Annotated in this window: 20 protein-coding genes; 13 read left to right on the top strand and 7 right to left on the bottom strand. The window is 64.8% G+C overall.

The features are described 5' to 3' along the window. Nucleotides 1-2118, bottom strand: a complete 2118-nt coding sequence (gene tkt, locus U5A57_RS29465) for a transketolase (protein WP_321915180.1) — start codon at nt 2116-2118, stop codon at nt 1-3. Nucleotides 2119-2656: 538 nt separating this feature from the next. Here tkt and U5A57_RS29460 point away from each other — a divergent pair. The 4 genes from U5A57_RS29460 (at nt 2657) to U5A57_RS29445 (ending at nt 6698) form a co-directional block, all read left to right on the top strand. Beyond that, nucleotides 2657-3577, top strand: coding sequence for a TauD/TfdA dioxygenase family protein (locus U5A57_RS29460; protein WP_415774678.1), 921 nt, complete (start codon nt 2657-2659; stop codon nt 3575-3577). A gap of 62 nt (nt 3578-3639) precedes the next feature. Continuing rightward, nucleotides 3640-4695 carry an ABC transporter substrate-binding protein gene (locus U5A57_RS29455; RefSeq protein ID WP_321915179.1) on the top strand — a complete coding sequence of 352 codons (1056 nt, stop codon included), beginning with the start codon at nt 3640-3642 and terminating at the stop codon, nt 4693-4695. 168 nt (nt 4696-4863) lie between these two features. Next, the gene (locus tag U5A57_RS29450; protein ID WP_321915178.1) at nt 4864-5814 is read left to right on the top strand and encodes an ABC transporter ATP-binding protein; all 951 of its coding nucleotides are present in this window, start codon (nt 4864-4866) and stop codon (nt 5812-5814) included. Beyond that, nucleotides 5811-6698, top strand: a complete 888-nt coding sequence (locus tag U5A57_RS29445) for an ABC transporter permease (protein WP_321915177.1) — start codon at nt 5811-5813, stop codon at nt 6696-6698. The genes U5A57_RS29450 and U5A57_RS29445 overlap by 4 nt, the downstream gene beginning before the upstream one ends. A 631-nt stretch (nt 6699-7329) precedes the next feature. On the opposite strand, the gene U5A57_RS29440 is transcribed toward U5A57_RS29445, so the two are convergent. The 3 genes from U5A57_RS29440 to U5A57_RS29430 all read right to left on the bottom strand — a co-directional run bounded on the left by U5A57_RS29440 (nt 7330) and on the right by U5A57_RS29430 (nt 10814). Further along, nucleotides 7330-8310, bottom strand: coding sequence for a zinc-dependent alcohol dehydrogenase family protein (locus U5A57_RS29440; protein WP_321915175.1), 981 nt, complete (start codon nt 8308-8310; stop codon nt 7330-7332). 52 nt (nt 8311-8362) lie between these two features. After that, nucleotides 8363-9760 (bottom strand): dihydrolipoyl dehydrogenase, encoded by a 1398-nt coding sequence (locus tag U5A57_RS29435; protein WP_321915174.1) that lies wholly within the window; start codon nt 9758-9760, stop codon nt 8363-8365. Nucleotides 9761-9899: 139 nt separating this feature from the next. Further along, nucleotides 9900-10814: a LysR family transcriptional regulator gene (locus U5A57_RS29430; protein ID WP_321915173.1), complete on the bottom strand. Its 915-nt coding sequence runs from the start codon at nt 10812-10814 to the stop codon at nt 9900-9902. 124 nt (nt 10815-10938) lie between these two features. On the opposite strand from U5A57_RS29430, the gene U5A57_RS29425 reads away from it, so the two are divergent. Further along, entirely contained in the window at nt 10939-11850 is a 912-nt protein-coding gene (locus U5A57_RS29425) for a DMT family transporter (protein WP_321915172.1), read from the top strand. 117 nt (nt 11851-11967) lie between these two features. Continuing rightward, entirely contained in the window at nt 11968-13341 is a 1374-nt protein-coding gene (locus U5A57_RS29420) for an LLM class flavin-dependent oxidoreductase (RefSeq protein WP_321915171.1), read from the top strand. Nucleotides 13342-13414: 73 nt separating this feature from the next. Here the strand turns inward: U5A57_RS29420 and U5A57_RS29415 are convergent, their stop codons facing one another. Beyond that, entirely contained in the window at nt 13415-14215 is an 801-nt protein-coding gene (locus tag U5A57_RS29415; protein ID WP_321915244.1) for a MetQ/NlpA family lipoprotein, read from the bottom strand. A 189-nt stretch (nt 14216-14404) separates the two neighbouring features. Between U5A57_RS29415 and U5A57_RS29410 the strand changes: the two genes are divergently transcribed. The 3 genes from U5A57_RS29410 to U5A57_RS29400 all read left to right on the top strand — a co-directional run bounded on the left by U5A57_RS29410 (nt 14405) and on the right by U5A57_RS29400 (nt 17706). Then, the gene (locus U5A57_RS29410) at nt 14405-15895 is read left to right on the top strand and encodes an MFS transporter (RefSeq protein WP_321915170.1); all 1491 of its coding nucleotides are present in this window, start codon (nt 14405-14407) and stop codon (nt 15893-15895) included. A 174-nt stretch (nt 15896-16069) separates the two neighbouring features. Then, a complete protein-coding gene (locus tag U5A57_RS29405) occupies nt 16070-17488 on the top strand; it encodes a YeiH family protein (RefSeq protein ID WP_321915169.1) in 1419 nt (472 codons plus the stop codon). A 2-nt stretch (nt 17489-17490) separates the two neighbouring features. Next, complete coding sequence (locus tag U5A57_RS29400) at nt 17491-17706, top strand: hypothetical protein (protein WP_321915168.1); 216 nt, start codon at nt 17491-17493, stop codon at nt 17704-17706. A 5-nt stretch (nt 17707-17711) separates the two neighbouring features. Here U5A57_RS29400 and U5A57_RS29395 read toward each other — a convergent pair whose 3' ends face one another. Next, a complete protein-coding gene (locus U5A57_RS29395) occupies nt 17712-18536 on the bottom strand; it encodes a phosphate/phosphite/phosphonate ABC transporter substrate-binding protein (RefSeq protein WP_321915167.1) in 825 nt (274 codons plus the stop codon). A 167-nt stretch (nt 18537-18703) separates the two neighbouring features. On the opposite strand from U5A57_RS29395, the gene U5A57_RS29390 reads away from it, so the two are divergent. Beyond that, nucleotides 18704-19666 carry a fatty acid desaturase gene (locus U5A57_RS29390; RefSeq protein WP_321915166.1) on the top strand — a complete coding sequence of 321 codons (963 nt, stop codon included), beginning with the start codon at nt 18704-18706 and terminating at the stop codon, nt 19664-19666. Nucleotides 19667-19669: 3 nt separating this feature from the next. On the opposite strand, the gene U5A57_RS29385 is transcribed toward U5A57_RS29390, so the two are convergent. Then, the gene (locus U5A57_RS29385) at nt 19670-20842 is read right to left on the bottom strand and encodes an epoxide hydrolase (protein ID WP_321915165.1); all 1173 of its coding nucleotides are present in this window, start codon (nt 20840-20842) and stop codon (nt 19670-19672) included. A gap of 42 nt (nt 20843-20884) precedes the next feature. Here U5A57_RS29385 and U5A57_RS29380 point away from each other — a divergent pair, with 42 nt between their 5' ends. The 3 genes from U5A57_RS29380 to U5A57_RS29370 all read left to right on the top strand — a co-directional run bounded on the left by U5A57_RS29380 (nt 20885) and on the right by U5A57_RS29370 (nt 23045). Next, nucleotides 20885-21124 (top strand): hypothetical protein, encoded by a 240-nt coding sequence (locus U5A57_RS29380; RefSeq protein WP_321915163.1) that lies wholly within the window; start codon nt 20885-20887, stop codon nt 21122-21124. A gap of 78 nt (nt 21125-21202) precedes the next feature. Beyond that, entirely contained in the window at nt 21203-22228 is a 1026-nt protein-coding gene (locus tag U5A57_RS29375) for an amidohydrolase family protein (protein WP_321915162.1), read from the top strand. Nucleotides 22229-22316: 88 nt separating this feature from the next. Further along, nucleotides 22317-23045: a substrate-binding domain-containing protein gene (locus U5A57_RS29370; protein ID WP_321915161.1), complete on the top strand. Its 729-nt coding sequence runs from the start codon at nt 22317-22319 to the stop codon at nt 23043-23045. Nucleotides 23046-23131: the final 86 nt, after the last annotated feature.

Below are 23131 nucleotides of genomic sequence, written 5' to 3'. Positions count from 1 at the left end.
TTACTCGCGGGCTCCCGCCTTGCAGCGCGCAATCTGCTTCTTCGCTTCTTCCACCACGTGCTCCGGCGTGAAGCCGAATTTGGTCCTCAGCGCCTTGATAGGCGCGGAGGCGCCGAACGTGCGCATCACGATCTGCGCGCCGAAGCGGCCGACGTAGCGGTCCCAGCCGAGCGAAGCGGCTTGCTCCACGGCCACGCGCGCATGGATGCCCGGCGGCAGCACCGCATCGCGGTATGCCTCGTCTTGTAGTTCGAACAGGCCCCATGAAGGCATCGAGACCACGCGCGCGGCGATCCCCTCGTTTTGCAGTGTTTCGTATGCGGAAATGCATAGCGAAACTTCGCTGCCCGTGGCGAGGAGCAGCACTTCGGGCTGCTTGCCATCGGGTGCGTCGGCGAGCACATAGGCGCCGCGCCGCACACCTTGTGCGCTCGCGTATTTCGTGCGGTCGAGCGTGGGCAGGGCCTGGCGTGTCAACACGAGGCAGGCCGGTTCATGCGCGCGCGTGAGCGCCACGCGCCAGGCCTCTGCGGTTTCGTTGGCGTCGGCGGGGCGCAGCGTGAGGAGGTCGGGTACGCTGCGCAGCGCGGCGAGTTGCTCGATCGGCTGGTGCGTGGGCCCGTCCTCGCCAAGACCAATCGAATCGTGCGTGAACACGTAGACCACGGGCAGCTCCATGATCGCGGCGAGCCGGATGGGGGGCTTCATGTAGTCGCTGAAAATGAGGAACGTCGATGCGAACGGTCGCAAGCCCGAAAGCGCGAGGCCATTACAGACCGCGCCCATGCCGTGCTCGCGAATGCCGAAGTGCAGGTTGCGGCCGTCGTAGTGATCGCGCTCGAAGCTTCCTGCGCCCTCGAACTTGAGATTGGTCTTGGTGGAGGGCGAGAGGTCGGCGGCGCCGCCGATCATCCACGGCACGCGTTGCGCAATGGCGTTGAGCACCTTGCCCGATGAATCGCGCGTGGCAACGCCCTTTTCATCGGCTTCGAAGGTCGGAATGTCGGCGTCCCAGCCCTCGGGCAGCTTGCCCTCGAGCATCAGGCTCAGTTCTTTCGCCGGCTCGGGGTAGCGCTTCGCATAGTCGTCGTAGCGTTGCTTCCACGCTTCATGCGCCGCCTTGCCGCGCGCGCCCATGCCTTGCGCGAAGCGCTCGTACACGCCATCGGGCACGAGGAATTGAGCGTCCTCCGGCCAGCCGTACGCACGCTTGGCGAGGCGCACTTCCTCTTCGCCCAGCGCCTCGCCGTGCGCCGCCGCCGTGTCCTGCCGGTTCGGCGCGCCCCAGCCGATGATGCTTTTCACCACGATGAGCGTCGGCTTGTCGGTCACGGCCTGCGCTGCTTCGATGGCGGCTTCGATCGCGTTCGTGTCGTTGGCGTCGTCCACGTGCAGCGTGTGCCAGTGGTAGCCGCGAAAACGCGATTCGACGTCGTCGCGATAGGCGAGGTCGGTGCGTCCTTCGATCGTGATGTGGTTGCTGTCGTAAAACCAGATCAGATTCGACAGACCGAGGTGGCCCGCGAGCGAAGCCGCCTCGTGCGAGACGCCTTCCATCATGTCGCCGTCGCCGCACAGCGCATAGACGCGGTAGTCGAAGATCGTGGCGTCGGGGCGATTGAAGCGCTGCGCGAGCCAGCGCTCGGCCATGGCCATGCCCACGCTGTTGCCGAGCCCCTGGCCGAGCGGCCCGGTGGTCGTCTCTACGCCCGTTGTCATGCGATATTCCGGGTGCCCCGGCGTCACGCTGTCGAGCTGGCGAAAGTGTTTGATATCGTCGAGCGAGACCGCGGGCTTGCCCGTGGGCTTGCCTTTCTCGTCTACGGCTTGCACGCCTGTAAGGTGCAACAGCGAGTAGAGCAGCATGGAAGCGTGGCCGTTCGAGAGCACGAAGCGGTCGCGGTTTGGCCATAGCGGCGCGGCAGGGTCATAACGCAGATGATGCTGCCAGATCTGGTACGCGAGCGGCGCGAGCGCCATGGGGGTGCCGGGGTGGCCGGAATTGGCTTTTTGCACGGCGTCCATCGACAAGGTGCGGATCGTGTCGATGACGCGGCGGTCGAGATCGGATGGGTCGGCCTTGGTGGGCGTGGCATTCGAGGTTGCATTCGATGACATGAGCTCGGACTCCTCGGCAGGGGCGCGCTGTATGCGGGCGGCAGCGCGCGAAGGCATTGATGCGCAAAAGCGGTGCCAGCTAGTCAACCGCGCTTGGGACCCTGGGGGCGCACGTTTTGCGGATTGGCACCATCGCGTCCCTCCATTTGGCTTACCGAGCCGATGCATAGAAAGCGCATCACAAGGTTGCTGTCGAGAGCGGCGCGAGCGTGGGCGCGCCGCGCTTCACGGAGCGGGACGTTCAAACGTTGATGGGCGGTGTGGCGAAGGCAGTGCCCGTTCGCGCAGGCAGGGGTGCTCACGCTTGTGATCGTATTCCCATTTGGACAGGCTCGCTCCAGGCGCGCGCACCGCGCATGGAAGTTATGCGCGGTGTGCGCGAAATGGCGGTACGCCGCGCGCTTCACCAGCGCACGCGCCGTATGCCTTAACAGCGCCTTTATGACTCGAACGGATAAACGTATCGGATTTGCTTCGTTGTCAGCCGGCGTGCGGATCACGTAGATTGAAGCTATTGCTTACCTGAAAGGCTTGCTGCGTGACTACCCCCGCCACATTCACGGCTTCTGCCGCTGCTTTTGCCCCTTCGAGCGCGGCCGCCGCGTCCCAGCACTTCGAGATTCTTCCCTTGAATGCGCCACTTGGCGCGGAAGTCGTCGGCCTCGATCTCGCGAAGCCGGTTTCAAGCGAGGATTTCGCACGCATTCATCGCGCGCACCTCGATCATCACGTGCTGGTGTTTCGCGACCAGCGCATCACGCCGGAACAACAGGTCGAGTTCAGCCGCCGCTTCGGGCCGCTGCAGATCCACGTGCTGCACCAGTTCGCGCTGCCGGGCCACCCGGAAGTGCTGATCGTTTCGAACATCGTGGAGAACGGCATGCCCATTGGCCTTGGCGATGCGGGCCACTTCTGGCATTCCGATCTTTCATACAAGGAGAAGCCGAGCCTCGGTTCGCTGCTGCACGCGCAGGAGTTGCCCGCGGAGGGCGGGGACACGCTGTTTGCCAACATGCATCTCGCGTGGGATACGCTGCCTGCGCACTTGCGCAGCGCCGTGCAAGGGCGGCGCGCCGAGCACACCTATCTCGCGCGCTATGCGGAACTTCAGGCGCGCAGCCCGTGGCGGCCGAATCTCACCGCGGAGCAGATCGCGCAGGTCAAGCCCGTTGTGCATCCGGTCGTGCGCACACACCCCGAAACGGGCCGCAAGGCGCTGTTCGTGAGCGAGCACTTCACGACGCGCATCGTCGATCTGCCCGAGGACGAAAGCCGCGCGCTGCTCGACGAGTTGTTCGCCCACAGCGTGCGGGCGGAGCATTGCTACCGCCACGAATGGCGCGAGCATGACCTCGTGTTCTGGGACAACCGTTCGCTCATGCATCTCGCGGCGGGCACGCCCGATCATCTGCGCCGCAAGCTTTATCGCACCACCATCGAAGGCGACACGCCGTTTTGATACGCGCTGCGGCGCGCTTCTCGCGCGCCGCGCATTGCACAGAATAAAAAGGAATCCATAGCATGTCGCTTTCTATAGGTAATGTGTTCGCCAGCCGCGCGAACGCGTGGCGCCGCGCGGGCGCCGCTTCACTCGCCGTTGTGCTCGCATCGTTTGGTCTGAGCGCGCCTGCGCCGGCGCGCGCGGAAGGGCAGATCCGCATTGCGGAGCAGTTCGGCGTTGTGTACCTGATGCTCAATGTCGCGCGCGACCAGCATTTCATCGAGCAGGAGGGCCGCAAGGCCGGTATCGACATCAAGGTCGACTGGCTGCGTCTTTCCGGCGGCGCGGCCGTGAACGATGCACTGCTTTCCGGCGCAGTGGACGTGGCCGGTGCGGGCGTGGGCCCGCTGCTCACGGTGTGGGACCGTACGCACGGCAAGCAGAATGTGAAAGGCGTGGCGTCGCTCGGCAATCTGCCGTATTACCTCGTCACCACGAATCCGAACGTCAAGACCATTGCCGACTTCACGAGCAAGGACCGCATTGCCGTGCCGGCAGTGGGCGTTTCCGTGCAGTCGCGCGTGCTGCAATACGCGGCGGCGAAGCAGTGGGGCGAGAAGCAGTTCGACCGGCTCGACGCATCCAGCCAGGCGATTCCGCACCCCGATGCGACGGCGGCGATCATCGCGAATAGCAGCGTGATCACGGCGCACTTCGGCAATCCGCCGTTCCAGCAGCAGGAACTGGCGGCCAACCCGAAGGCGCATATCGTGCTCAACTCGTACGACGTGCTGGGCGGCCCGAGTTCGGCCACGGTGCTTTACGCCACGCAGAAGTTCCGCGACGAGAACCCGAAGACGTATCGCGCATTCGTGGCGGCGCTCGCCGACGCGGCCAGCTTCATCGCCGCGCACCCCGAGCAGGCGGCGGACATCTATATCCGCGTGAACGACTCGAAGATCGACCGCAATCTGCTCCTGAAGATCCTGCGCGATCCGCAGGTGCAGTTCAAGACCGCGCCGCAGAATACGCTCGCGCTGGCGCAATTCATGTATCGCGTGGGCGCGATCCGCAACGAGCCGAAGTCGTGGCGCGATTACTTCTTCGACGATCCGGCGGTTGCCAACGGCAGTTGAGCCAGCGCGGTTCGAGCACCGGATAACGGGCCCCCTTGTGGGCCCGTTTGCATTGATGGCAAGCATCCAGCGCTTATATGCAGGCCTGGTTTGAATATGTCGATTCATTGGTTGGGCGGCGCGCCGGGTGCCCGTATGTTGACGTTTTATCTGCTGGATTTGCGAAAAGTGAACGTCACCACCACCAGATTCTGGGAGCGCGCACCGGCCGTGCGCCGTGAAGCGGGCGCGGCGCAACGCGTCGCTGCGAGCGAGCGGCCAGTGCATACCGAACGCGCAGAGCAGGCAGGGGCGCACAGCGAACGCCTGCTTGCCATCGAAAACGTCAGCCTCGAATACCGCAGCCGCGAGCGCATCGTGCGCGCCACGCAGGACGTGAGCTTCGACGTCTACGGCGCCGACCGCTTCGTGCTGCTGGGCCCTTCGGGTTGCGGCAAGTCCACCTTGCTCAAGGCGATTGCGGGCTTTATCGAGCCGGTGTCGGGATCGATCTCGCTGGCGGGCGAACCCGTGCGCGGACCGGGCGCCGACCGCGTGGTGGTGTTCCAGGAGTTCGACCAGTTGCCGCCCTGGAAGACGGTGGCCGAGAACGTGGCGTTTCCGTTGCGCGTGGCGCGCAAGCTGCCGCGCGCCGAAGCACGCGAGCGCGCGCTCCATTACCTCGACAAGGTAGGACTCGCCGCGTTCGCCGATGCTTACCCGCACACGCTTTCGGGCGGCATGAAGCAGCGCGTGGCGATTGCGCGTGCGCTCGCCATGCAGCCGCGCGTGCTGCTGATGGACGAACCCTTCGCCGCGCTTGACGCCCTCACGCGCCGCAAGATGCAGGAGGAACTGCTGCGCCTGTGGGACGACGCGCGCTTCACGCTGCTGTTCGTCACCCATTCGATCGAGGAAGCGCTCGTGGTCGGCAACCGCATTCTGCTGCTCTCGCCGCACCCGGGGCGCGTGCGCGCCGAGGTGAACAGTCATGCGTATTCGCACGCGAGCATGGGTGGCGTGGACTTTCGCGAGAGCGTGGCGCGCATCCATCGCCTGCTATTCGATACCGATAGTGAAGCCGGCAGTCAAGCCGACAACGAAGCCGATAACGAAGCTGAAAAGGAGGCCAGCCGATGAGCACGCCACACCCTACGCTGCCGCCTTTGCCGCCTGTGCGCGCGGAATACGAGCGGCCCTTGCTGCCGGTGCAGGCAGGCGCCGACTCCGCGCCGCTGCCGCTTGCGCGGCGTGTGCTCGATGCAGGCTGGTTTCGGCGCACGCTCATCGCGCTCGTGCTGATTGCGGGCTGGGAGGTCACGGCGCGCGTGGTAGCGAACGATTTGCTCGTGCCGACATTCGGCGCGACGCTTGCTGCGTTTGTGCAGGGCATCGTGAGCGGTGAATTGCTCGTGAAAACGGGCATATCGATGTCGGTTCTGCTGCGCGGCTATGCGATTGGCGTGGTGCTGGCGTTCGTGCTCACGTCGCTTGCGGTTTCCACGCGTGTGGGTCGCGATTTGCTTTCCATGCTTACCGCGATGTTCAATCCGCTGCCTTCTATCGCACTGCTGCCGATTGCGCTGCTCTGGTTTGGGCTCGGCACCGGCAGCTTGTTGTTCGTGCTCGTGCATGCCGTGCTGTGGCCGCTCGCGCTGAACATGTACACGGGTTTTCTGGGCGTGCCCGCGACGCTGCGCATGGCGGGGCGCAACTATGGGTTGAGCGGGCTGCGCCAGGTCGTGCTGATTCTCGTGCCTGCGGCGTTGCCCTCGATCATCGCGGGACTGCGCGTGGGCTGGGCATTTGCCTGGCGCACGTTGATCGCCGCGGAACTTGTGTTTGGCGCGAGCGCCGGGCAGGGTGGGCTTGGGTGGTATATCTTTCAGAACCGCAACGAGCTTTATACCGATCGTGTGTTTGCCGGGCTTGCTGCCGTTATTGTGATTGGGCTGCTCGTTGAGCATCTGGTGTTTGATACGCTGGAGCGGCTCACTGTGCGGCGCTGGGGTGTGCAGCATTAACGGCTTGCGCTTGGCCTTTTTTTTGTGGTGCCTGCCTCTTTGGCCTTTCCTTGTATTCGCGTCGGTATGCCAGCGTTGCCCCTGTGCGGGGCGGCACCTACTTTCTTTGCAGCGGCAAAGAAAGTAGGCAAAGAAAGCCGCTCAAACCGCCAGCGCCTGCCACAGTTCATCTCGCGCCACGACAGGTGAATGGCTCCGGAGCGTCTGTCACCTCGCACCACCGAACTGAGTGACAAGGCGCTCATCCTTCCGGTGGCGCTGCGCGCCCCGAAGGGCATAACTTAAAACCAGTGGTGCGCTTGCATTGCGTTACCCATGACAATGCCCCTTGGTTTCCCTTGCAGACCCGGCCGCTGCGCGCGTAGCGAGCAGCGGGAACGGATGAGCCCTTTGTCACTAACGGGAATGGTGCGAGGCGACAGACGCTCCGGAGCCATTAACCTTTTGTGGCGCGATGTGAACTGTGGCAGGCGCTAGCGGTTTGAGCGGCTTTCTTTTGCCTACTTTTCTTTGCCGCTGCAAAGAAAAGTAGGTGCCGCCCCGCACAGGGGCAACGCTGGCACACCGACACGAACACAAGGAAAGGCCAAAGCGCCAGGACCCGCAAAAAAAACCCTGCGCGCAGCAGCCCTCAACCAATCTCAACAACAATCTTACTAGCCGCACTACCGTCGGCGACGGCCCCATAAGCGCTCTCAGCATCCGCGAACGCAAAGCGCCTCGCATCCACCCGGGGCGCAAGCTTGCCCGCCTCGGCAAGCCGCGTCGCCTCGGCGAGCATTTCACCATGATGCGCGCGATGCTTCCCACTCAACAGCGGATAAAGCGTAAACACACCCGAATACGTCGCCTCACGAAACGACAGCGGTGCGAGCGCATGCGTCCCCCACCCAAGCGCGCTCACCACATGCCCGTAATGCTTGACCGCGGCAAACGAAGCGTCGAGCGTCTTGCCGCCTACGGTATCCACCACGAGATCGAAGCCCGCGCCCGCCGTGTGCGCCTGAACGTACTGCTCGACACTGAACGAGCCATAATCAACAGGCGTCGCGCCCAACTGCGAAATAACATCCATGTTGCGTGCGCTTCCCGTCGCGAAGACTTCCGCGCCAAGCGCCCGCGCAATCTGCACGGCCACGTGTCCGACACCCCCCGCACCGCCCTGAACCAGCACGCTCTGACCCGCCGCCAGATGCGCACGATCGACAATGCCCGACCAAGCCGTTATGAATGCAAGCGGCAGCGCGGCGGCTTCGCGCATGGACAGATTCGCGGGCTTGCGCGCGAGGAGGTCCGCATCCACAGCGGCGTACTCGGCCAACGCGCCTTGAATGCCACCCACGCCGCCTGTCATGCCGTACACCTCGTCGCCCGGCGCGAAACGCGTGACGCCCGCGCCAACCGCTTCCACCACGCCCGCCATATCGATACCGAGCACGAGCGGCAACGGATGCTTCGCATGGTCGGCCTTGCCCGCGCGAATCTTCACGTCGAGCGGATTGAGCCCCGCCGCATGAATGCGCACGAGCACCTGGCCCGTTTGCGGCTGCGGACGATCGAGCGTGGCAAGTTCGAGCGGACCATCGTATTGGTTGAGAACGAGCGCTTTCATTTTCGGTGTGTGTGCCCTTGTGAGTTAATGAGGTAGCCTAAGCAAAGCTTGCTTAGTCCTTGTCGTTCAGTTGCGAGGCGGCGTCACGCAACGCGGTGCGCAACCCTTCTTCCACTACGGGGTGATAGAACGGCATCGCCAGCATGTCGTCCACACTCAGCCCCATCTGCACGCTCCACGCGAGCAGGTGGCCGATATGCTCCGCCGCCGGTCCAAACCATTCCGCACCCACGAAACGCCGTGTCGCGCGATCCACGTAGACGTGGCCGACGCCGTGGTTCTTGAGCATCACGCGGCTGCGACCCTGGTCCTCGAAGCTCACGGCGCCCGTCACGAAACTGCCCGCCGTCAGTTGCCGGTGCGACTTGCCGGCGATCGCGATCTGCGGGTCGGAGAAGACGATGGCAAGCGGCGCGCGGCGCGCAACGGCCTCGATCTCCGGAAAGCGCGCCGCATTGCGGCCCGCTGCGCGGCCCTCGTCGGCGGCTTCGTGGAGCAGCGGCAGCACGTCGTTCGCGTCGCCCGCCACGAACACCGGCGCGCCACTGGCTTGCAGCGTAGCCGGGTCGAAGCGCGGCACACCGTGCGCGTCGAGTTCGAGCGAGGTGTTCGCGAGGCCAAGGGTCGCCACGTTGGGATGCCGACCCGCTGCCGCCAATACGTAATCAAACGTCTCTTCGGACTCCGTGTCATCCGCGCGGGCGTAGCGAAGCGTCACGCCCGCATCGTTGCGCGTCGCCGATACGACACGTCCCTTCGTTTCGAAGTGCATTTCCGCGCCAAACACGCGGTGCGCTTCGGCGATCACACGCGGGTCTGTGAGCGGTCCCACGCTGCCGTGCGAGCCGCCGTACAACGTGACCCGCACACCCAGCCGCGCGAGCGCCTGGCCAAGTTCCAGGCCGATCACACCCGAACCGACCACCGCCACGCTGCGCGGCAGGTCCTCCCACGCGAACACGTCGTCGTTGACGATGAGCCGGTCGCCAAGTCCCGCGAGCGACCCGGGTATCGTGGGCGTCGATCCCGTTGCGATCACGACGCTCTTTGCGCGCACCCGCGTGTGCTCGCCAACCTGGATCAGGCCGTCGTCGATGAAGCGTGCATGCCCAACCAGGCGGTCCGCTTCGGGCAGTGCGAGCGTGCTTTCCACGACGAAACCGACGAACCGGTCGCGCTCGCTGCGCACGCGCGCCATCACGGCGCGCCCGTCGATTTCCATGCCGCGCGGATTCACGCCGAAGCGCGGCGCCAGACTCACCGCGTGCGCCGCCTCGGCCGCCGCGATCAACAGCTTCGAGGGCATACAGCCCACACGCGCACACGTCGTGCCGTAGGCGCCGCCTTCAATGATGATTGCGCTCGCACCTTCCGCCTTCGCGGCGCGGTAAGCGGAGAGTCCGGCCGTGCCGGCGCCGATGATGGCGACATCCGTTCGCAGAGTTTGCATCGTGTTTCCTTGAGGGGCTCATGCATTCGTTCACATGTGCCAGTCTAGGAGGTCGACGTACGTGGGTGAATGTCGGCGCTGCTCAAGTTCATGCCCGATCGTCTCACGCGAGGCGAGGCAAGGTGAGGCGGGCCGCCGCTCACTCGGGCATGTGCTGCGCGAGCCAGTCGATCAACACGCGCACTTTCGGCGGCAAAAAGCGATTGGGCGGATACAGCATCCACACCGGGCCGCTGTACGCACGCGGCTCCAATGACCACTCGGGCAGCACGCGCACGAGCAGGCCGTCGCGCAGCGCATCCGCCGCCGCGAATTCGGGCAGGCTCGCAATGCCCCAGTCCGCAAGCGCCGCGTCGCGCCGCGCGCCCACGTCGTTGGCGATATAGCGGCCCTTCACCTCGACGGTTTGCGTTTGCGCGCCGCGCCGGAACGTCCAGCGGTTGTCGTCGGGCGTTTCGCCGAGATAGAGGCAGTCGTGGCGCGCGAGGTCCTTCGGGTGCTTCGGCGTGCCGCGCTCGCGCAGGTAAGCGGGGGACGCGCACGGCATCCATTGCAGCGTGCCGAGCCGGCGCGCCGCGAGCCCCGGCGGCGGCGTGGGCGTGGGGCGAATCACGATATCGACGCTGTCGCGCACGGGGTCGACGTCCCGGTCGGTGAAGATGAGCTGCACCGCGACTTCCTCATATGCGCGCAAAAAGCCGGAAATCAGGGGATGAACGACGCTCTGCGCGAACGAAATGGGGGCACTGATGCTCACGCGGCCATGCGGGCGGCCAGTGAGGCGGCTGGCGGCCTGGGCCGCGCTCGCGGCGGCTTCGACCATGTCCGTGCAGTGCCGGTAGACCTCCGCGCCCGATTCCGTGAGCCGCAGGCTGCGCGTGGAGCGCTCCAGCAGGCGCGTGCCGAGCGCGCGTTCGAGCCGCTGCATCTGGCGGCTCACGGTGGAAGGCGTGCTGCCGAGCTGGCGCGCCGCAACCGAGAAATTACCGGCATCGACCACACGGGCGAAGGTGGCCAGATCGGGCAGCAGGGGCAGGAGGTCGGAGGGCGTCATGGCTGGCTGGGCGAAATCATCTGTGCATCGGGAGCATAAATGATGTTCCGGTGAAGTGGATTATCGCTGCGAAAGCATTATCGGACAATGTGTCCGTTCCCGACCAATCCGCAAGCCCGTTGCCATGAATGCCCTGACCCGTTCGTCCCGCACCGTCGATCTGCTGCTCGTTGTCGTCGCGCTCATCTGGGGCACGAGCTATGGCGTGGTGAAGGGCGCGCTGCTCGTCTACCCGGTGCTGGGTCTGCTTGCCCTGCGCTTTGGCATCACGTTTGTTTTGCTTTCGCCCGCGCTGCGCGGGTTGCGTCACGTGATGTGGCGCGAGCGCATCGGCGTGCTCGGCGCGGGCCTGCTGCTGCTCGGCATCTTTCTGGCCGAGACGTTTGGCGTTGCGCTCACGAACGCCTCGAACGCGGCGTTTCTCATCAGCCTGTGCGTGGTGCTCACGCCGCTCGTGGAGTGGGCGTGGCTCAAGCGCGCGCCACGCCCGGTGGAATGGGCGGCGGCCGGCGTGTCGCTGTTCGGCGCGCTGCTCCTGACGGGCGGACATGTTGCGGCGAGCCCCGGCGACCTGCTGGTCGTGCTCGCCGCGCTGCTGCGCGCGTTGACCACGTGCGCGGTCAAGCGCGTGATGAAGTCGGGTGCCGTGCCGGCGCTCACGGTCACGGCGGTGCAGTCCGCTGTCGTTTCGATCGGCTGCGCCGCGCTCGCGCTCACTGTCGCGCCCGAACAGTGGCAGCCGTTGCCGCACTGGCAGGGGCACGGCGTGTTCTGGGGCAGCGTGATTTATCTCGTGGCGGGTTGCACGCTGTTCGCCTTCTTCGTGCAGAACTACGCCGTGAGCCGCAGCAGCCCCACGCGCGTGGCGTTGCTCATGGGCAGCGAGCCTGTGTTCGGCGCTCTCTTTGCATGCGTGTGGCTCGGCGAGCGGCTTTCTGTGCCTGCGTGGATCGGCGGCATGCTGATTGTTGCGGCCTCGCTTTTCGCGCTCAAGCGGGAGCCCCAGGCCGAAATGCAGGAAGCCGTGAAAGCGTAGGGCGCGCGCACATCCGCAAAGCTGATATGCAATTGCGAATTAACTGGTAGGGGATCGAGACGCGGGCTGTTCCAATGGACGATTGGACCCGTTCGACGCCGCAGGAGAAGCCCTACAATGGCAAAAGCCAACAAACCCATATTGCTCAACGCGTTCAACATGAATTGCGTGGGGCACATCAATCACGGGCTGTGGACGCATCCGCGCGACCGCTCGACCGACTACCGCACACTCGCATACTGGACGAATCTCGCGCGCACGCTGGAGCGCGGGCTTTTCGACGGGCTGTTTCTCGCCGATATCGTGGGCGTATACGACGTCTATCAGCGCAACGTGGACGTGACGTTGCGCGAGTCGATCCAGTTGCCGGTCAACGACCCCACGCTCGTGGTGCCGGCCATGGCCGCCGTAACCGAGCATCTCGGCTTTGGCGTGACGGTCAACCTCACGTACGAGCAGCCGTATTTGCTGGCGCGGCGCTTTTCCACGCTCGATCACCTGACGCAAGGCCGCATTGGCTGGAACATCGTGACCGGCTATCTGGACAGCGCGGCGCGCGCCATGGGGCTCGAGCAGCAACTTCCGCACGACGAACGTTACGACCGCGCGGACGAATACCTGGAAGTCCTCTACAAACTCTGGGAGGGTAGCTGGGAGCCGGATGCCGTGCGGCGCGACAAGGCCGCGCGTATTTTCGCGGACCCTGCGAAGCTGCATCGCGTGGAGCATGCCGGGCGGTACTATCGCGTGGACGGCTATCACCTGGCGGAGCCTTCCCCGCAGCGCACGCCGGTGCTGTTCCAGGCGGGCAGTTCGGGGCGAGGGCAACGCTTTGCGGCACGCCATGCCGAATGCGTGTTCATTTCGCCGCCCAACCGCGCCGCAGCGCGCGAGACCGTGCGCGCGCTGCGCGAACAGCTGGTGCAAGCGGGGCGCCGCCCCGACGATGTGAAGGTATTCGTTGGCGCGGCGGTGGTGCCGGGCGCGACCGAGCGCGAGGCGCGCGAGAAGTATGCCGATTACCGCCAGTATGCGAGCCGCGAAGCGGGCTTGGCGCATTTCGCGTCGAGCACGGGCATCGATTACGCGCAATACGATCTCGACGCCCCCGTAGACTACGCGCCTGGCAACGCGATCGAATCCGCCACGCGCACGGCGAAGCAACATGGCTGGACGAGACGCAAGCTTCTCGAGATGTTCGAGCTGGGCGGCCGCTATCCGGCGATCGTCGGCAGCGCTTCGCAGGTGGCGGACGAACTGCAGGCATGGATTGACGAGGCCGACGTGGATGGCTTCAACCTGAGCCGGACCGTGGTGCCCGAGAGCTATGAGGATTTCGTGGATCTCGTCGTGCCGGAGTTGCAGGCGCGTGGGCGCTACAAGACGGCGTATGCGCCTGGCACGTTGCGGGAGAAGTTGTTTGGCGATGCGCCGACGTTGCCGGAGCGGCATGCGGGGGCGGGGTTCAGGCGCGTGACGGAATCGGCCTGAATGACGATGTAATGAAAGATCGCCAGTGATTCGGATAACGAATCACCGGCGATGGATTGTGAATCAGGTGACGTTACTGCTGAGGCGCGTCCTTCCACGCGGGCAGCGTCGCGCCGTGATACACGGCAACGATCTCTGAAGCCACATTAGGCTGCTGATAGCTTTCCACGAGCGCATGCACCCAAGGCGCGTTGGCGTCCTTTTCGTTCACGGCAATGAAGTTGCGATACGGATTGCCGGTCACCTTCTCCTGAGCAATCCGCTCCTGCGGAATCTTGATGCCCGACTTCACCGCCCAGTCCGTGTTGACCACGGCTGCGTCCAGATCGCCAATCGCGCGCCCGACGATGCCCGAGTCGAGTTCCTTGATATGGATATTCTTCGGATTCTTCGCGATATCGCGTGCGGTCGGCAAGAGGCCAACATCGTCGCGCAACGTAATGAGCCCTTGTGACTGCAGCAGCAGGAGCGAGCGGCCTTCATTGCTCGGGTCGTTCGGCACCCCAATGGTCGCGCCCTGCGGCAGGTCCGCCACCGACTTTACCTTGCGCGAATAAAGCCCGATAGGCTGCACGTAGGTAAAGCCCACCGGCACGATCTTGTAGCCGCGCGCCTTGATCTGCGCATCCAGATAAGGTTTGTGCTGGAACGAGTTCGCGTCGAGGTCGTGGCTGGAGAGCGCTTCGTTGGGCTGCGTGTATTCGGAGAACGTGGTCACCTTGATCGTGAGGCCACGCTTCGCGGCGTTGGCAGCGACCACGCGCCACACGTCCTCGTCTTCGCCCGACATGATGCCCACGCGAAGCGTCTGGTCCGCCGCGTGCGCTAGCGTCACACCCCCGAAACTCACGCCCAGCGCAAGCGTTGCCAGCATCGTGCCCAACAAGGTTCTTTTCTTCATAGGATCCATTATTCGAAGAGTTGTGGATAGCGCGATGCTAAGGAGCGCGCCGCAAGCGGACAACCAATTTTGGGAGCATTGCTTAGCTAGATTCGTCGTTTTGCGACGCGCAACGGTATGGCTAGGATGCAGCGATTGCATTTTTCAAGCGCGTTCCCTTCCATGTCTACTCTCGCCGTTCCCGCTTCTGAAGCTATCGAAGCCACCGGGCAAGCGCCTGGCCCGCAACATGCCGTGATCCGCTCGGCGCAGGACGTTGCGCGTATCGTCAACGCCGGCGCCGCGCAAGGCAGCAACGCACGCATCGTGATCGCCATCGCGCTGGGCGGCGTGTTTCTCGACGCCTACGATCTCACCTCGCTCGCCTATGGGATCAAGGACATCGCGCGCGAATTCTCGCTGTCGCCGGTGCAGGTCGGCTTCGTGTCGGCGGCCATTACGTTCGGGGCAATTCTCGGTGCACTGTTCGGCGGCTATCTCACCGACCGCATCGGGCGCTACCGCGTATTCATGGCCGACATGCTGTTCTTCGTCGTGGCCGCGATCGCGGCCGGGCTCGCGCCCAACGCCTGGGTGCTCGGCGGCGCGCGCTTTCTCATGGGCTTTGGCGTCGGGCTCGATCTACCGGTTGCCATGGCGTTTCTCGCGGAGTTTTCGCGCGTGGCGGGCAAGGGCAACAAGGCGGCCAGCGTGGCGGCGTGGTGCCCCGCGTGGTACGCGGCCACGAGCACCTGCTATCTGCTCATTCTCGGCCTCTATGCCGTCCTGCCCGAGCACCAGCATGGCTGGCTCTGGCGCATCACGCTCGCGTTCGGCGCGGTGCCGGCGCTCGTCATCATCGCCGTGCGCAGCCGCTATATCAGCGAGTCGCCGGTGTGGGCCGCGAATCAGGGCGATCTGGAGGGCGCGGCGCGCATACTCAAGCGCACGTATGGCGTGGACGCCGTGGTCGAACGCGGCGAGACGCCTGCGCAAGCGCCGCGCGCCGCATCATGGCGCAATTACGGCGTGCTTTTCAACGCCACGTATCGCCGCCGTACGATTCTTGCCGCAACGATCGGCGCGGCGTCTTCGTTCGGCTACAACGCGATCATCTTCGGCCTGCCCGTGATCATCGCGAGTTTTCTCCAGCAAGGACCGCTCACCACGATTGTCGCTGCGCTCACGCTGAACCTGTTGTTCGCATTCGTTGGCGGCTTGATTGGCGTGCGTACCGCGCCCACCGTTGGCGCCTGGAAAATGACCGCGCTCGGCCACACGCTGCAGTTCGTCTCGCTCATCGGCCTCGCGTTGATCGGCCATCCGGGCAGCGGCTTCCTTGTCGCACTAGCCATTTTGCTGCTCGGCGGCTATCTGTTCGGGCAGGGCTTCGGCCCAGGGTCGCACAGCATGACGTACGCGTCGCTCAGCTATCCGACCTCGCTGCGCGGCATTGGCGTGGGCTTCAATCAGACGCTCGTGCGCTCCGCTTCCACGGTGTCGCTGTTCCTGTTTCCCGTGCTCGCCGCGGCGCTCGGCACGAAGGTCTTCTGGGTGATCGCCATCGCGCCGCTCACTTCGCTGCTCGTGTTGCTGGCTATCCGCTGGGAGCCGTCGGGCTACGACATCGACAGCGAAGATTACGCCGAAGCGCGCGACGCAGCCACGGCATAAGCATTGAACAATAAGTCATTTTGGTTTCGAAGATCAGCATTCCATACTGATTGGCGAGGCGCGCGCTTCGGGACGCGTTGCGCCTGCTTATCGGTGACATAAGCGTGACGTAAGCGTGAGATAACGGCGACATAGCGATCGCCGCAAACGGGGTTTGAACAGGGGAAACCAACTATGAGCAATTCGACTCTTGCAGCAGAGGGTGGCAAGCACGCGGGCGGCCAGGCCGTGTCGGTTCAACGCAAGCCATTCGGTACGGAAGACTGGTGGGCGGTTGCGATCGGGCTTTTCGTCATTGCGATTGCCTATGCGCTTTTCGCTTCTGGCGGCAGCATCAAGAGCCTTGCGGTGGCGCCGGCGCGCTGGAACGACTTCGGCGGACTCGCGCGCGATCTCGCCGCGCACGCGGGTGGATACGCGGCGCTGTTCGTCGGATTCGCGGCCGTATTCTCCGTGGCGATTGCGGCTCTCGGCTTGCCGGTTGCGCAATTCGTCAGAGGATTCTTCGTCCTCTTCGTGGTGTCGGCGCTCATTTTCATTGTGGGAGCGTGGGCGCAGGCTACTCGCTACAACCTCGAACCGCCGCTCATCGCGCTGGCGCTCGGGCTGATTGTCTCGAACGTCTTCACGGTGCCGGCCTGGCTCGCACCGGCGCTGCGCGTGGAGTTCTACATCAAGGTTGGGATCGTGCTGCTCGGCGCGACGCTGCCGCTCACGTTGATCGCATGGGCCGGTCCGGTTGCCGTCGGGCAGGCCACCATCGTTTCGCTCGTCACCTTCTTCGTGATCTATGGCACCGCGCGGGCGCTGAAGATCGAGCAGCGCTTCGCCGCAGTGCTGGGCGTGGGCGGCGCGGTGTGCGGCGTTTCGGCGGCAATCGCGATTGCGGGCGCAGTGCGCGCGCGGCGTGAGCAGGCGTCGGTGGCGATCACGCTCGTCGTGGGGTGGGCGATCGTCATGGTGTTCGCGCTGCCCGCGCTTTCGCGTGCGTTCGGCCTGCCGACAGGCATTGCCGGCGCCTGGATCGGCACCTCGGAATTCGCGGACGCGGCGGGCATCGCCGCCGCCCAGGCCTATGGCGACCTCGCGCGACATGCGAGCGGCGCGGTAGCGGGCGCGCCCGACGCGGCGCTGCAGGCATTCGTGTTGATGAAGGTGGTGGGGCGTGATATCTGGATCGGCATCTGGGCCTTCGTGCTGGCGATCGTGGCGACCACGCGCTGGGACCGCGAGGCCGGCGACGAGGTGCAAACGACCACGCGCGCCCGCGAAATCTGGACCCGCTTTCCGAAGTTCGTGATCGGCTTCGTCATTGCTTCGGCGTTGGTCACGTGGGTCGCGTCGCATTACACGCTGGCCGAATACCGCAGTGTCGTCACGCCGGCCTTCGTTGCGCCGATCGTCGCGTTGCGCACGTGGGCGTTCACGTTCTGCTTTCTGAGCATTGGCCTCACCACGCGATTCGCCGCGCTTTCGTCGACGGGCGTGAGGCCGCTCGCCGCGTTCACCGCCGGCGTGGCGGTGAATGTGGTGATCGGCTATCTGCTCTCGGCGCACGTGTTCGCGCCGTACTGGCTGGCGCTTGGCCAATGAGCATGAACGACGCAGCCGACTCCGCAAAGCGGCCGCAGTGCGCGCAGTGTGCGCACTGGGCCGAAGACCGCGCGGTGCTGGAGGCGCGCATCGCGGGGTTGGCCTCGTTCGGGTCGGCGTATGGTGCGAGTGTTGGAGAGAGCCGGTTATGTCTGCGGCACGACCGCCTGACCCAGCCGGAAGACCGCTGTGCCGCATTTGTTGCGCGCACAACGTGAGGTGTTCATCGAAGCTCGGTATAGCCCTGCTGCGCGGCTGCGTTGGCCATGTCTTCGATTTCAGCGTAAGCCTCGCCGCTGAGTCTCGCGAATCCGCGCAGGCGCAGCGTGCGTGCGCGTTCGGGGTCGATCGCGAGAGCAGTGTCCAGCGCGTCGCGCAGCGCGTGAGCCTGATTCTCGTCGAGCGCCCGCGAGGCGATCAGCGGAAGGCCGGGCGCGGAGGCTGTCATGCCGATGGTCCGCACGCCGTCGAACGATTCGGAGTGCGAATCGCGCAGCAACGCGAGCGTGACGCAGTCGATGGCGCCTACGTCGGCCTTGCCGCTCGCCAGCGCTTGTAACGTGCCTGCGTGCGAGCCTGTCCGGAGTACCGAGGCGAAAAAGTGGCGACCGCGTGCGAGCGGTGCGACCGCGTGGCGAAACGCGTTCATGCCGCTATGCGAATCCACACCGTTGCAGGCGGCGCGCAGGCCGCGACATGCTTCGAGCATGTTCGCGCCTCGTTCCCACGCCTGCGCTGAAACGACGAGCACGCTTCGATAGCGCGGGCCCTCGCAACCGGGGGCGTCGAATATCGGCGTCGAGATCAGCTGGACTTCGTCGGCAAGGCCGAGCATCCGGTATGGAAACCCGCAGGTCTGCGAGAGCAGTAAATCGTTGCGGCGCCAGTGGGGCATGAGTTCGCCTTCGGGCGAGTTCACGATCGTGACCTCGCCCGGGTCGAACGAGCGCGCAAAGACCGCCACGCTCTCGCTCAAGAGCGAGCGCCACAACGCCGCGTGGTACGGCGTCACGTTGTACATCGGCAGGGAGGCGATCCATCGGGTCATCGGCGCATTCTACGCCGCACAACCCTGGCGCGTCGCGCAGCGCGGTGAAATAAGCAAATGGCAATTCGTTGGTTGGTGAAGCATCTCGCGTTCGGTATGGTAAGGACCTGAATTGCTTTGCTCTCCGTATGGAGTGGCACCATCCTTCATCGCGGGAGCTGGCGCACATGGCCGAATACTTCGATGCAGACCACGCGCGGGAAGTCGCCGCGCTCGGCACAGGCTTCACCGCGCGCACGGAGTGGCCCACCTGGCTATTGATCGCCGTGATCTACGGCGGCTGGTTTGCGGTGCTGGCGCTCTTGCGTTCAAGTGCGCTTACGCTTGCGGCCGCCACGCCATGCCTCATCGTGCTGTGCGCATGGCATATGTCGCTGCAGCATGAATTGCTGCACGGGCATCCCACCCGGTTCGCGTGGCTGAATATGGCACTGGGCTGGCCACCGCTTGCGGTGTGGTTCCCCTATGCGGTGTACCGCGAAAGCCATATGGCGCATCACCGCGACGAAGCGTTGACCGTGCCCGGCATCGACCCCGAGACGAACTACGTGCAGCACGAGCAATGGGCTCGCCTGCCGCGCTGGCATCGCGTGTTATGGCACGCACGCAAGAGCTTCGTGGGGCGTGTGGTGATCGGGCCGCCCATGAGCGTGGCCGCGATGCTCGCCGGTGCGGCGCAAACGCTGCGCAGCGGCGACTGGCGACACGTGCCGATGTGGCTCGCGCACCTCGCCGCCGTCTTGCTGCTGCTCGCGTGTGTGCAGCGTTACGCGGGCGTGCCGTGGTGGTGGTATCTCGCAGTTGTTACCTGGCCCGCGCTCGGACTCGCGATGGTTCGCTCGCTGTACGAGCATCGCGCGGCGTCGCATCCCAAGGCGCGCATCGCCATCAATGAGGCCGGGCTCGTCATGCGCTTTCTGTATCTGAACAACAACTACCATCTCGTGCACCACGATCTGCCGCGCCTGCCGTGGTTTCAACTGCCGCGCGCCTACCGTATGCGGCGCGACGCCTATCGCCACAAGTGCGGCGGTTTCGTGATCGAAGGCTACGCCGCGCTCTTCAGGCGCTATGCTTGGCGCGCGACGGATGCGCCCGCGCATCCGTTCGGCGATAACGCGGCACAGTGACAGTCACTGGCGCAAGCGTTTGAAAAAGCGCCGAATGTCGGCGGCGAGAAGGTCGGGTTCTTCCATGGCGGCGAAATGGCCGCCGCGCGGCATGTCGGTCCATTGCACGACGTCGAACACTCGCTCGACCCACGACCGAGGCGGGTGATTGATCTCCTTGGGAAAGCGCGCGAACGCGACGGGCGGCGCCACGCGTTGCCCGGCCGCGAAGCGAAACGGCTGGAGACGGTTTTCCCAATACATCTGCATGGACGTGCCAATGCTGCCGGTGAACCAGTACAGCGACAGGTCCGTCAGCAAGGTGTCTTTCGAAAACCGGCGCTCGATCACGCCGTCGCAGTCGCTCCATGCGCGAAACTTTTCGCCGATCCATGCCGCAAGTCCCGCGGGTGAGTCGTTGAGCGCCGCCGCCGCGGTTTGCGGCTTCGTGGCGTGCATATGCGCATATCCGCCCTCAAGCGCCGCCCAGTCGGCCTTTTCACGCAGATAATCCTGCTCCGCCTGAGTGAGCGGGGCTTGCGCCGCATCGACGGTGGGTTCGTACGAAGAGGGCAGGAAGTTCAGGTGAATGCCCTCCACGGCCTGGCTGTGCCGCGCGGCCAGCGCGATAGACACACCCGCGCCGAGGTCGCCGCCTTGCGCGCCGAAGCGCTCGTAGCCGAGCCCGCGCATGAGCGCGGCCCACAGGTCCGCCGCCTGGAACGCGGAGGCACCGGGCGCAGCCGGAGCGGGCGAAAAGGCGAAGCCCGGCAGCGAGGGGGCGACGACATCGAACGCATCGGCCGGGTCCGCGCCGAATGCGGCCGGGTCGCATAGCCGGTCGAGCAGCGCGTGGAATTCAAAGAACGAGCCCGGCCAGCCGTGCGTGATCACGAGCGGGTAGGGCTTTGGGCCTTTGCCGCGCCTATGCACGTAGTGCACGCGTTGGCGAACCGCGCCGCCCTCGTCACCCACTTCGGCCATGAACTGCGGCAGGCGGTTCAGCGTGCGTTCGGCGGCCCGCCAGTCGTATTCGTCTGCCCAATACGCGACGAGTTCGCGCAGCCATGCATGGTCGGCCCCTTGTTGCCACGCCGGGGCGGGCGTAGCGTTGGCCCAGCGCGTGGTGCGCAAACGCTGGCGCAGGTCGTCGATTGCCTCCTCCGGAACGCGAATTTCGAACGGTTCGATATGCATGGTGGTTCATCCGCACGACTTCAGGCCAATGAGCGGACCATTATGAGCGAATTCGCCACCGCGTACCGGCCGCCCCTTGGGGCCCGTCGAATTCGCTCCATCGCTTACCAGATGTTTATCGAGGCATTCGTTTTATTTATCGGCGCTTCGAAAACACCGTCGGGTATTTCAGGGGCCATGGGGCGCGGCGCAAACCCCAAGGCGTCCATGGTTTCCGGCATTCCCAGCCGCCCGCTGCCGCACGCGTTTATTGGCGTGAGGGCGGTTTTTCGCGCAATCTAGGTAATTGCCCTGGCTACTAGCGCGGTGGGGCCAATTCGTACCGTAGCGCAACGATTCGAATCAGCAGCAGAGGTCTCAATGATCATCGACATTCATGGCCACTACACCACGGCGCCCAAAGCGCTGGAGGCGTGGCGCAAACGCCAGATAGCGGGCATCGCCAATCCGTCCGAAATGCCGAAGGCATCGGAGCTGAAGATCGGCGACGACGAGTTGCGCGAATCGATCGAACTCAATCAGCTGAAGCTGATGCGCGAGCGCGGTCTCGATCTCACGATTTTCAGTCCGCGCGCGAGTTTCATGGCCCACCATATTGGCGACTTCCAGGTGTCGAGTACGTGGGCGGCGATCTGCAACGAGCTGTGCTACCGCGTGAGCGAGCTGTTTCCCGAGCATTTCGTGCCGGCCGCCATGCTGCCGCAAAGTCCGGGCGTCGATCCAGCAACATGCGTTGAGGAACTCGTCAAATGCGTGGAGCAGTACGGCAACGTGGCAGTCAACCTGAATCCCGATCCCTCGGGCGGCCACTGGACAAGCCCACCGCTTTCGGACCGTCACTGGTACCCGATCTACGAGAAGCTCGTCGAATACGACGTTCCCGCGATGATCCACGTGAGCACGAGCTGCAACGCGTGCTTCCACACCACGGGCGCGCACTACCTGAACGCGGATACGACCGCCTTCATGCAGTGCCTGACCTCAGACCTGTTCCGCGATTTCCCCTCTCTGCGCTTTGTGATTCCTCACGGCGGCGGCGCGGTGCCGTACCACTGGGGACGCTTTCGGGGCCTCGCTCAGGAGCTGAAGAAGCCGCCGCTCCAGGAGCATTTGCTGAACAACGTGTTCTTCGACACCTGCGTGTATCACCAGCCCGGCATTGACCTGCTCACGCGTGTGATTCCCGTGGACAATATTCTGTTCGCGAGCGAGATGATCGGCGCGGTGCGCGGCATCGACCCTGAGACCGGCCACTATTTCGACGACACGAAGCGCTATATCGAAGCCGCGCATGTGGATGCCACGGACCGCTACAAGATCTACGAAGGCAATGCGCGGCGTGTGTATCCGCGTCTGGACGCGCGGCTCAAGGCAAAGGGCTTGTGAGCGCGTACGCGGCGGCCTGCATTCCATGCACTATCGGCGAGGCGCACTCTCAGGCGGCCTCGCTCTCCTTCGACTGAAACGGAAGTCAATGACAAAGGAAGACGTACACAGCAACGCCGCGCTGGCGGGTGTCGGGTCGATGGCGACGCGCCTGCTGCTTGCGAATCTCGCCGAGCAATACGTGCGCGAAACGGGGCAGCAGTTGACGGTTGCCGCGATAGGCGGCGTGGACGCCGCACGGCGCGTGCAGGCGGGCGAGGCGTTCGATTTCGCCGTGCTGGCCTCGGCGGCGATCGATCGCCTGGCGGCTGGCGGTCATCTCATTGGCGCGCGCACGGACGTCGTGCGCTCCGGTATGGCAGCGGCCGTCGCCACAGGCGTGGCGCACCCCGACATCGGCACGCAAGCCGCACTGCGCGAGACGATGCTGCGCGCGGCGCGCATCGGCTATTCAACGGGGCCTAGCGGCAAACATTTGCTGGGTCTGCTCGAACGCTGGGGCGTGGCCGAAGTGCTCGCGCCGCGCCTCGTGCTGACGCAGCCGGGTGTGCCGGTGGCGAGCCTGATCGCGAGCGGCGAGGTCGAGATCGGGTTTCAGCAATTGAGCGAGCTAAAGGACGTGCAGGGCGTGGACGTGGTCGGACCGCTTCCCGCCGGGGCTCAGCTCGTCACGGTCTTTTCCGCGGCGATCTGCGCGGTGTCCCGGCAGCAGCGGGCGGCGGCGGATTTCCTTGCGTTCCTGGGTTCGGAACGTGCCGAAGTGGCCAAGCGGGCGTTCGGCATGGAGCCGGCGGGCCGCACTGAATACGGACAGTAAGCAGAGCGGCAGGGCGCGAGCAGGACGGCAATAAGAGAAACCGAAAGCGCAATAAGGCGATTAGATCGGGCATTTCATGTCGAGCG

It is taken from the genome of Paraburkholderia sp. J11-2 (assembly GCF_905220185.1).
Classification (GTDB): domain Bacteria; phylum Pseudomonadota; class Gammaproteobacteria; order Burkholderiales; family Burkholderiaceae; genus Paraburkholderia.
This window is presented reverse-complemented; position numbering and strand designations above follow the sequence as displayed.

What these genes read in the sequence shown, in the direction of transcription:
- tkt (WP_321915180.1), bottom strand. Translation starts at nt 2,118, where the DNA reads ATGTCATCGAATGCAACCTCGAATGCCACGCCCACCAAGGCCGACCCA.
- U5A57_RS29455 (WP_321915179.1), top strand. Translation starts at nt 3,640, where the DNA reads ATGTCGCTTTCTATAGGTAATGTGTTCGCCAGCCGCGCGAACGCGTGG.
- U5A57_RS29445 (WP_321915177.1), top strand. Translation starts at nt 5,811, where the DNA reads ATGAGCACGCCACACCCTACGCTGCCGCCTTTGCCGCCTGTGCGCGCG.
- U5A57_RS29440 (WP_321915175.1), bottom strand. Translation starts at nt 8,310, where the DNA reads ATGAAAGCGCTCGTTCTCAACCAATACGATGGTCCGCTCGAACTTGCC.
- U5A57_RS29435 (WP_321915174.1), bottom strand. Translation starts at nt 9,760, where the DNA reads ATGCAAACTCTGCGAACGGATGTCGCCATCATCGGCGCCGGCACGGCC.
- U5A57_RS29430 (WP_321915173.1), bottom strand. Translation starts at nt 10,814, where the DNA reads ATGACGCCCTCCGACCTCCTGCCCCTGCTGCCCGATCTGGCCACCTTC.
- U5A57_RS29425 (WP_321915172.1), top strand. Translation starts at nt 10,939, where the DNA reads ATGAATGCCCTGACCCGTTCGTCCCGCACCGTCGATCTGCTGCTCGTT.
- U5A57_RS29420 (WP_321915171.1), top strand. Translation starts at nt 11,968, where the DNA reads ATGGCAAAAGCCAACAAACCCATATTGCTCAACGCGTTCAACATGAAT.
- U5A57_RS29415 (WP_321915244.1), bottom strand. Translation starts at nt 14,215, where the DNA reads ATGCTGGCAACGCTTGCGCTGGGCGTGAGTTTCGGGGGTGTGACGCTA.
- U5A57_RS29410 (WP_321915170.1), top strand. Translation starts at nt 14,405, where the DNA reads ATGTCTACTCTCGCCGTTCCCGCTTCTGAAGCTATCGAAGCCACCGGG.
- U5A57_RS29405 (WP_321915169.1), top strand. Translation starts at nt 16,070, where the DNA reads ATGAGCAATTCGACTCTTGCAGCAGAGGGTGGCAAGCACGCGGGCGGC.
- U5A57_RS29400 (WP_321915168.1), top strand. Translation starts at nt 17,491, where the DNA reads ATGAACGACGCAGCCGACTCCGCAAAGCGGCCGCAGTGCGCGCAGTGT.
- U5A57_RS29395 (WP_321915167.1), bottom strand. Translation starts at nt 18,536, where the DNA reads ATGACCCGATGGATCGCCTCCCTGCCGATGTACAACGTGACGCCGTAC.
- U5A57_RS29390 (WP_321915166.1), top strand. Translation starts at nt 18,704, where the DNA reads ATGGCCGAATACTTCGATGCAGACCACGCGCGGGAAGTCGCCGCGCTC.
- U5A57_RS29385 (WP_321915165.1), bottom strand. Translation starts at nt 20,842, where the DNA reads ATGCATATCGAACCGTTCGAAATTCGCGTTCCGGAGGAGGCAATCGAC.
- U5A57_RS29380 (WP_321915163.1), top strand. Translation starts at nt 20,885, where the DNA reads ATGAGCGAATTCGCCACCGCGTACCGGCCGCCCCTTGGGGCCCGTCGA.
- U5A57_RS29375 (WP_321915162.1), top strand. Translation starts at nt 21,203, where the DNA reads ATGATCATCGACATTCATGGCCACTACACCACGGCGCCCAAAGCGCTG.
- U5A57_RS29370 (WP_321915161.1), top strand. Translation starts at nt 22,317, where the DNA reads ATGACAAAGGAAGACGTACACAGCAACGCCGCGCTGGCGGGTGTCGGG.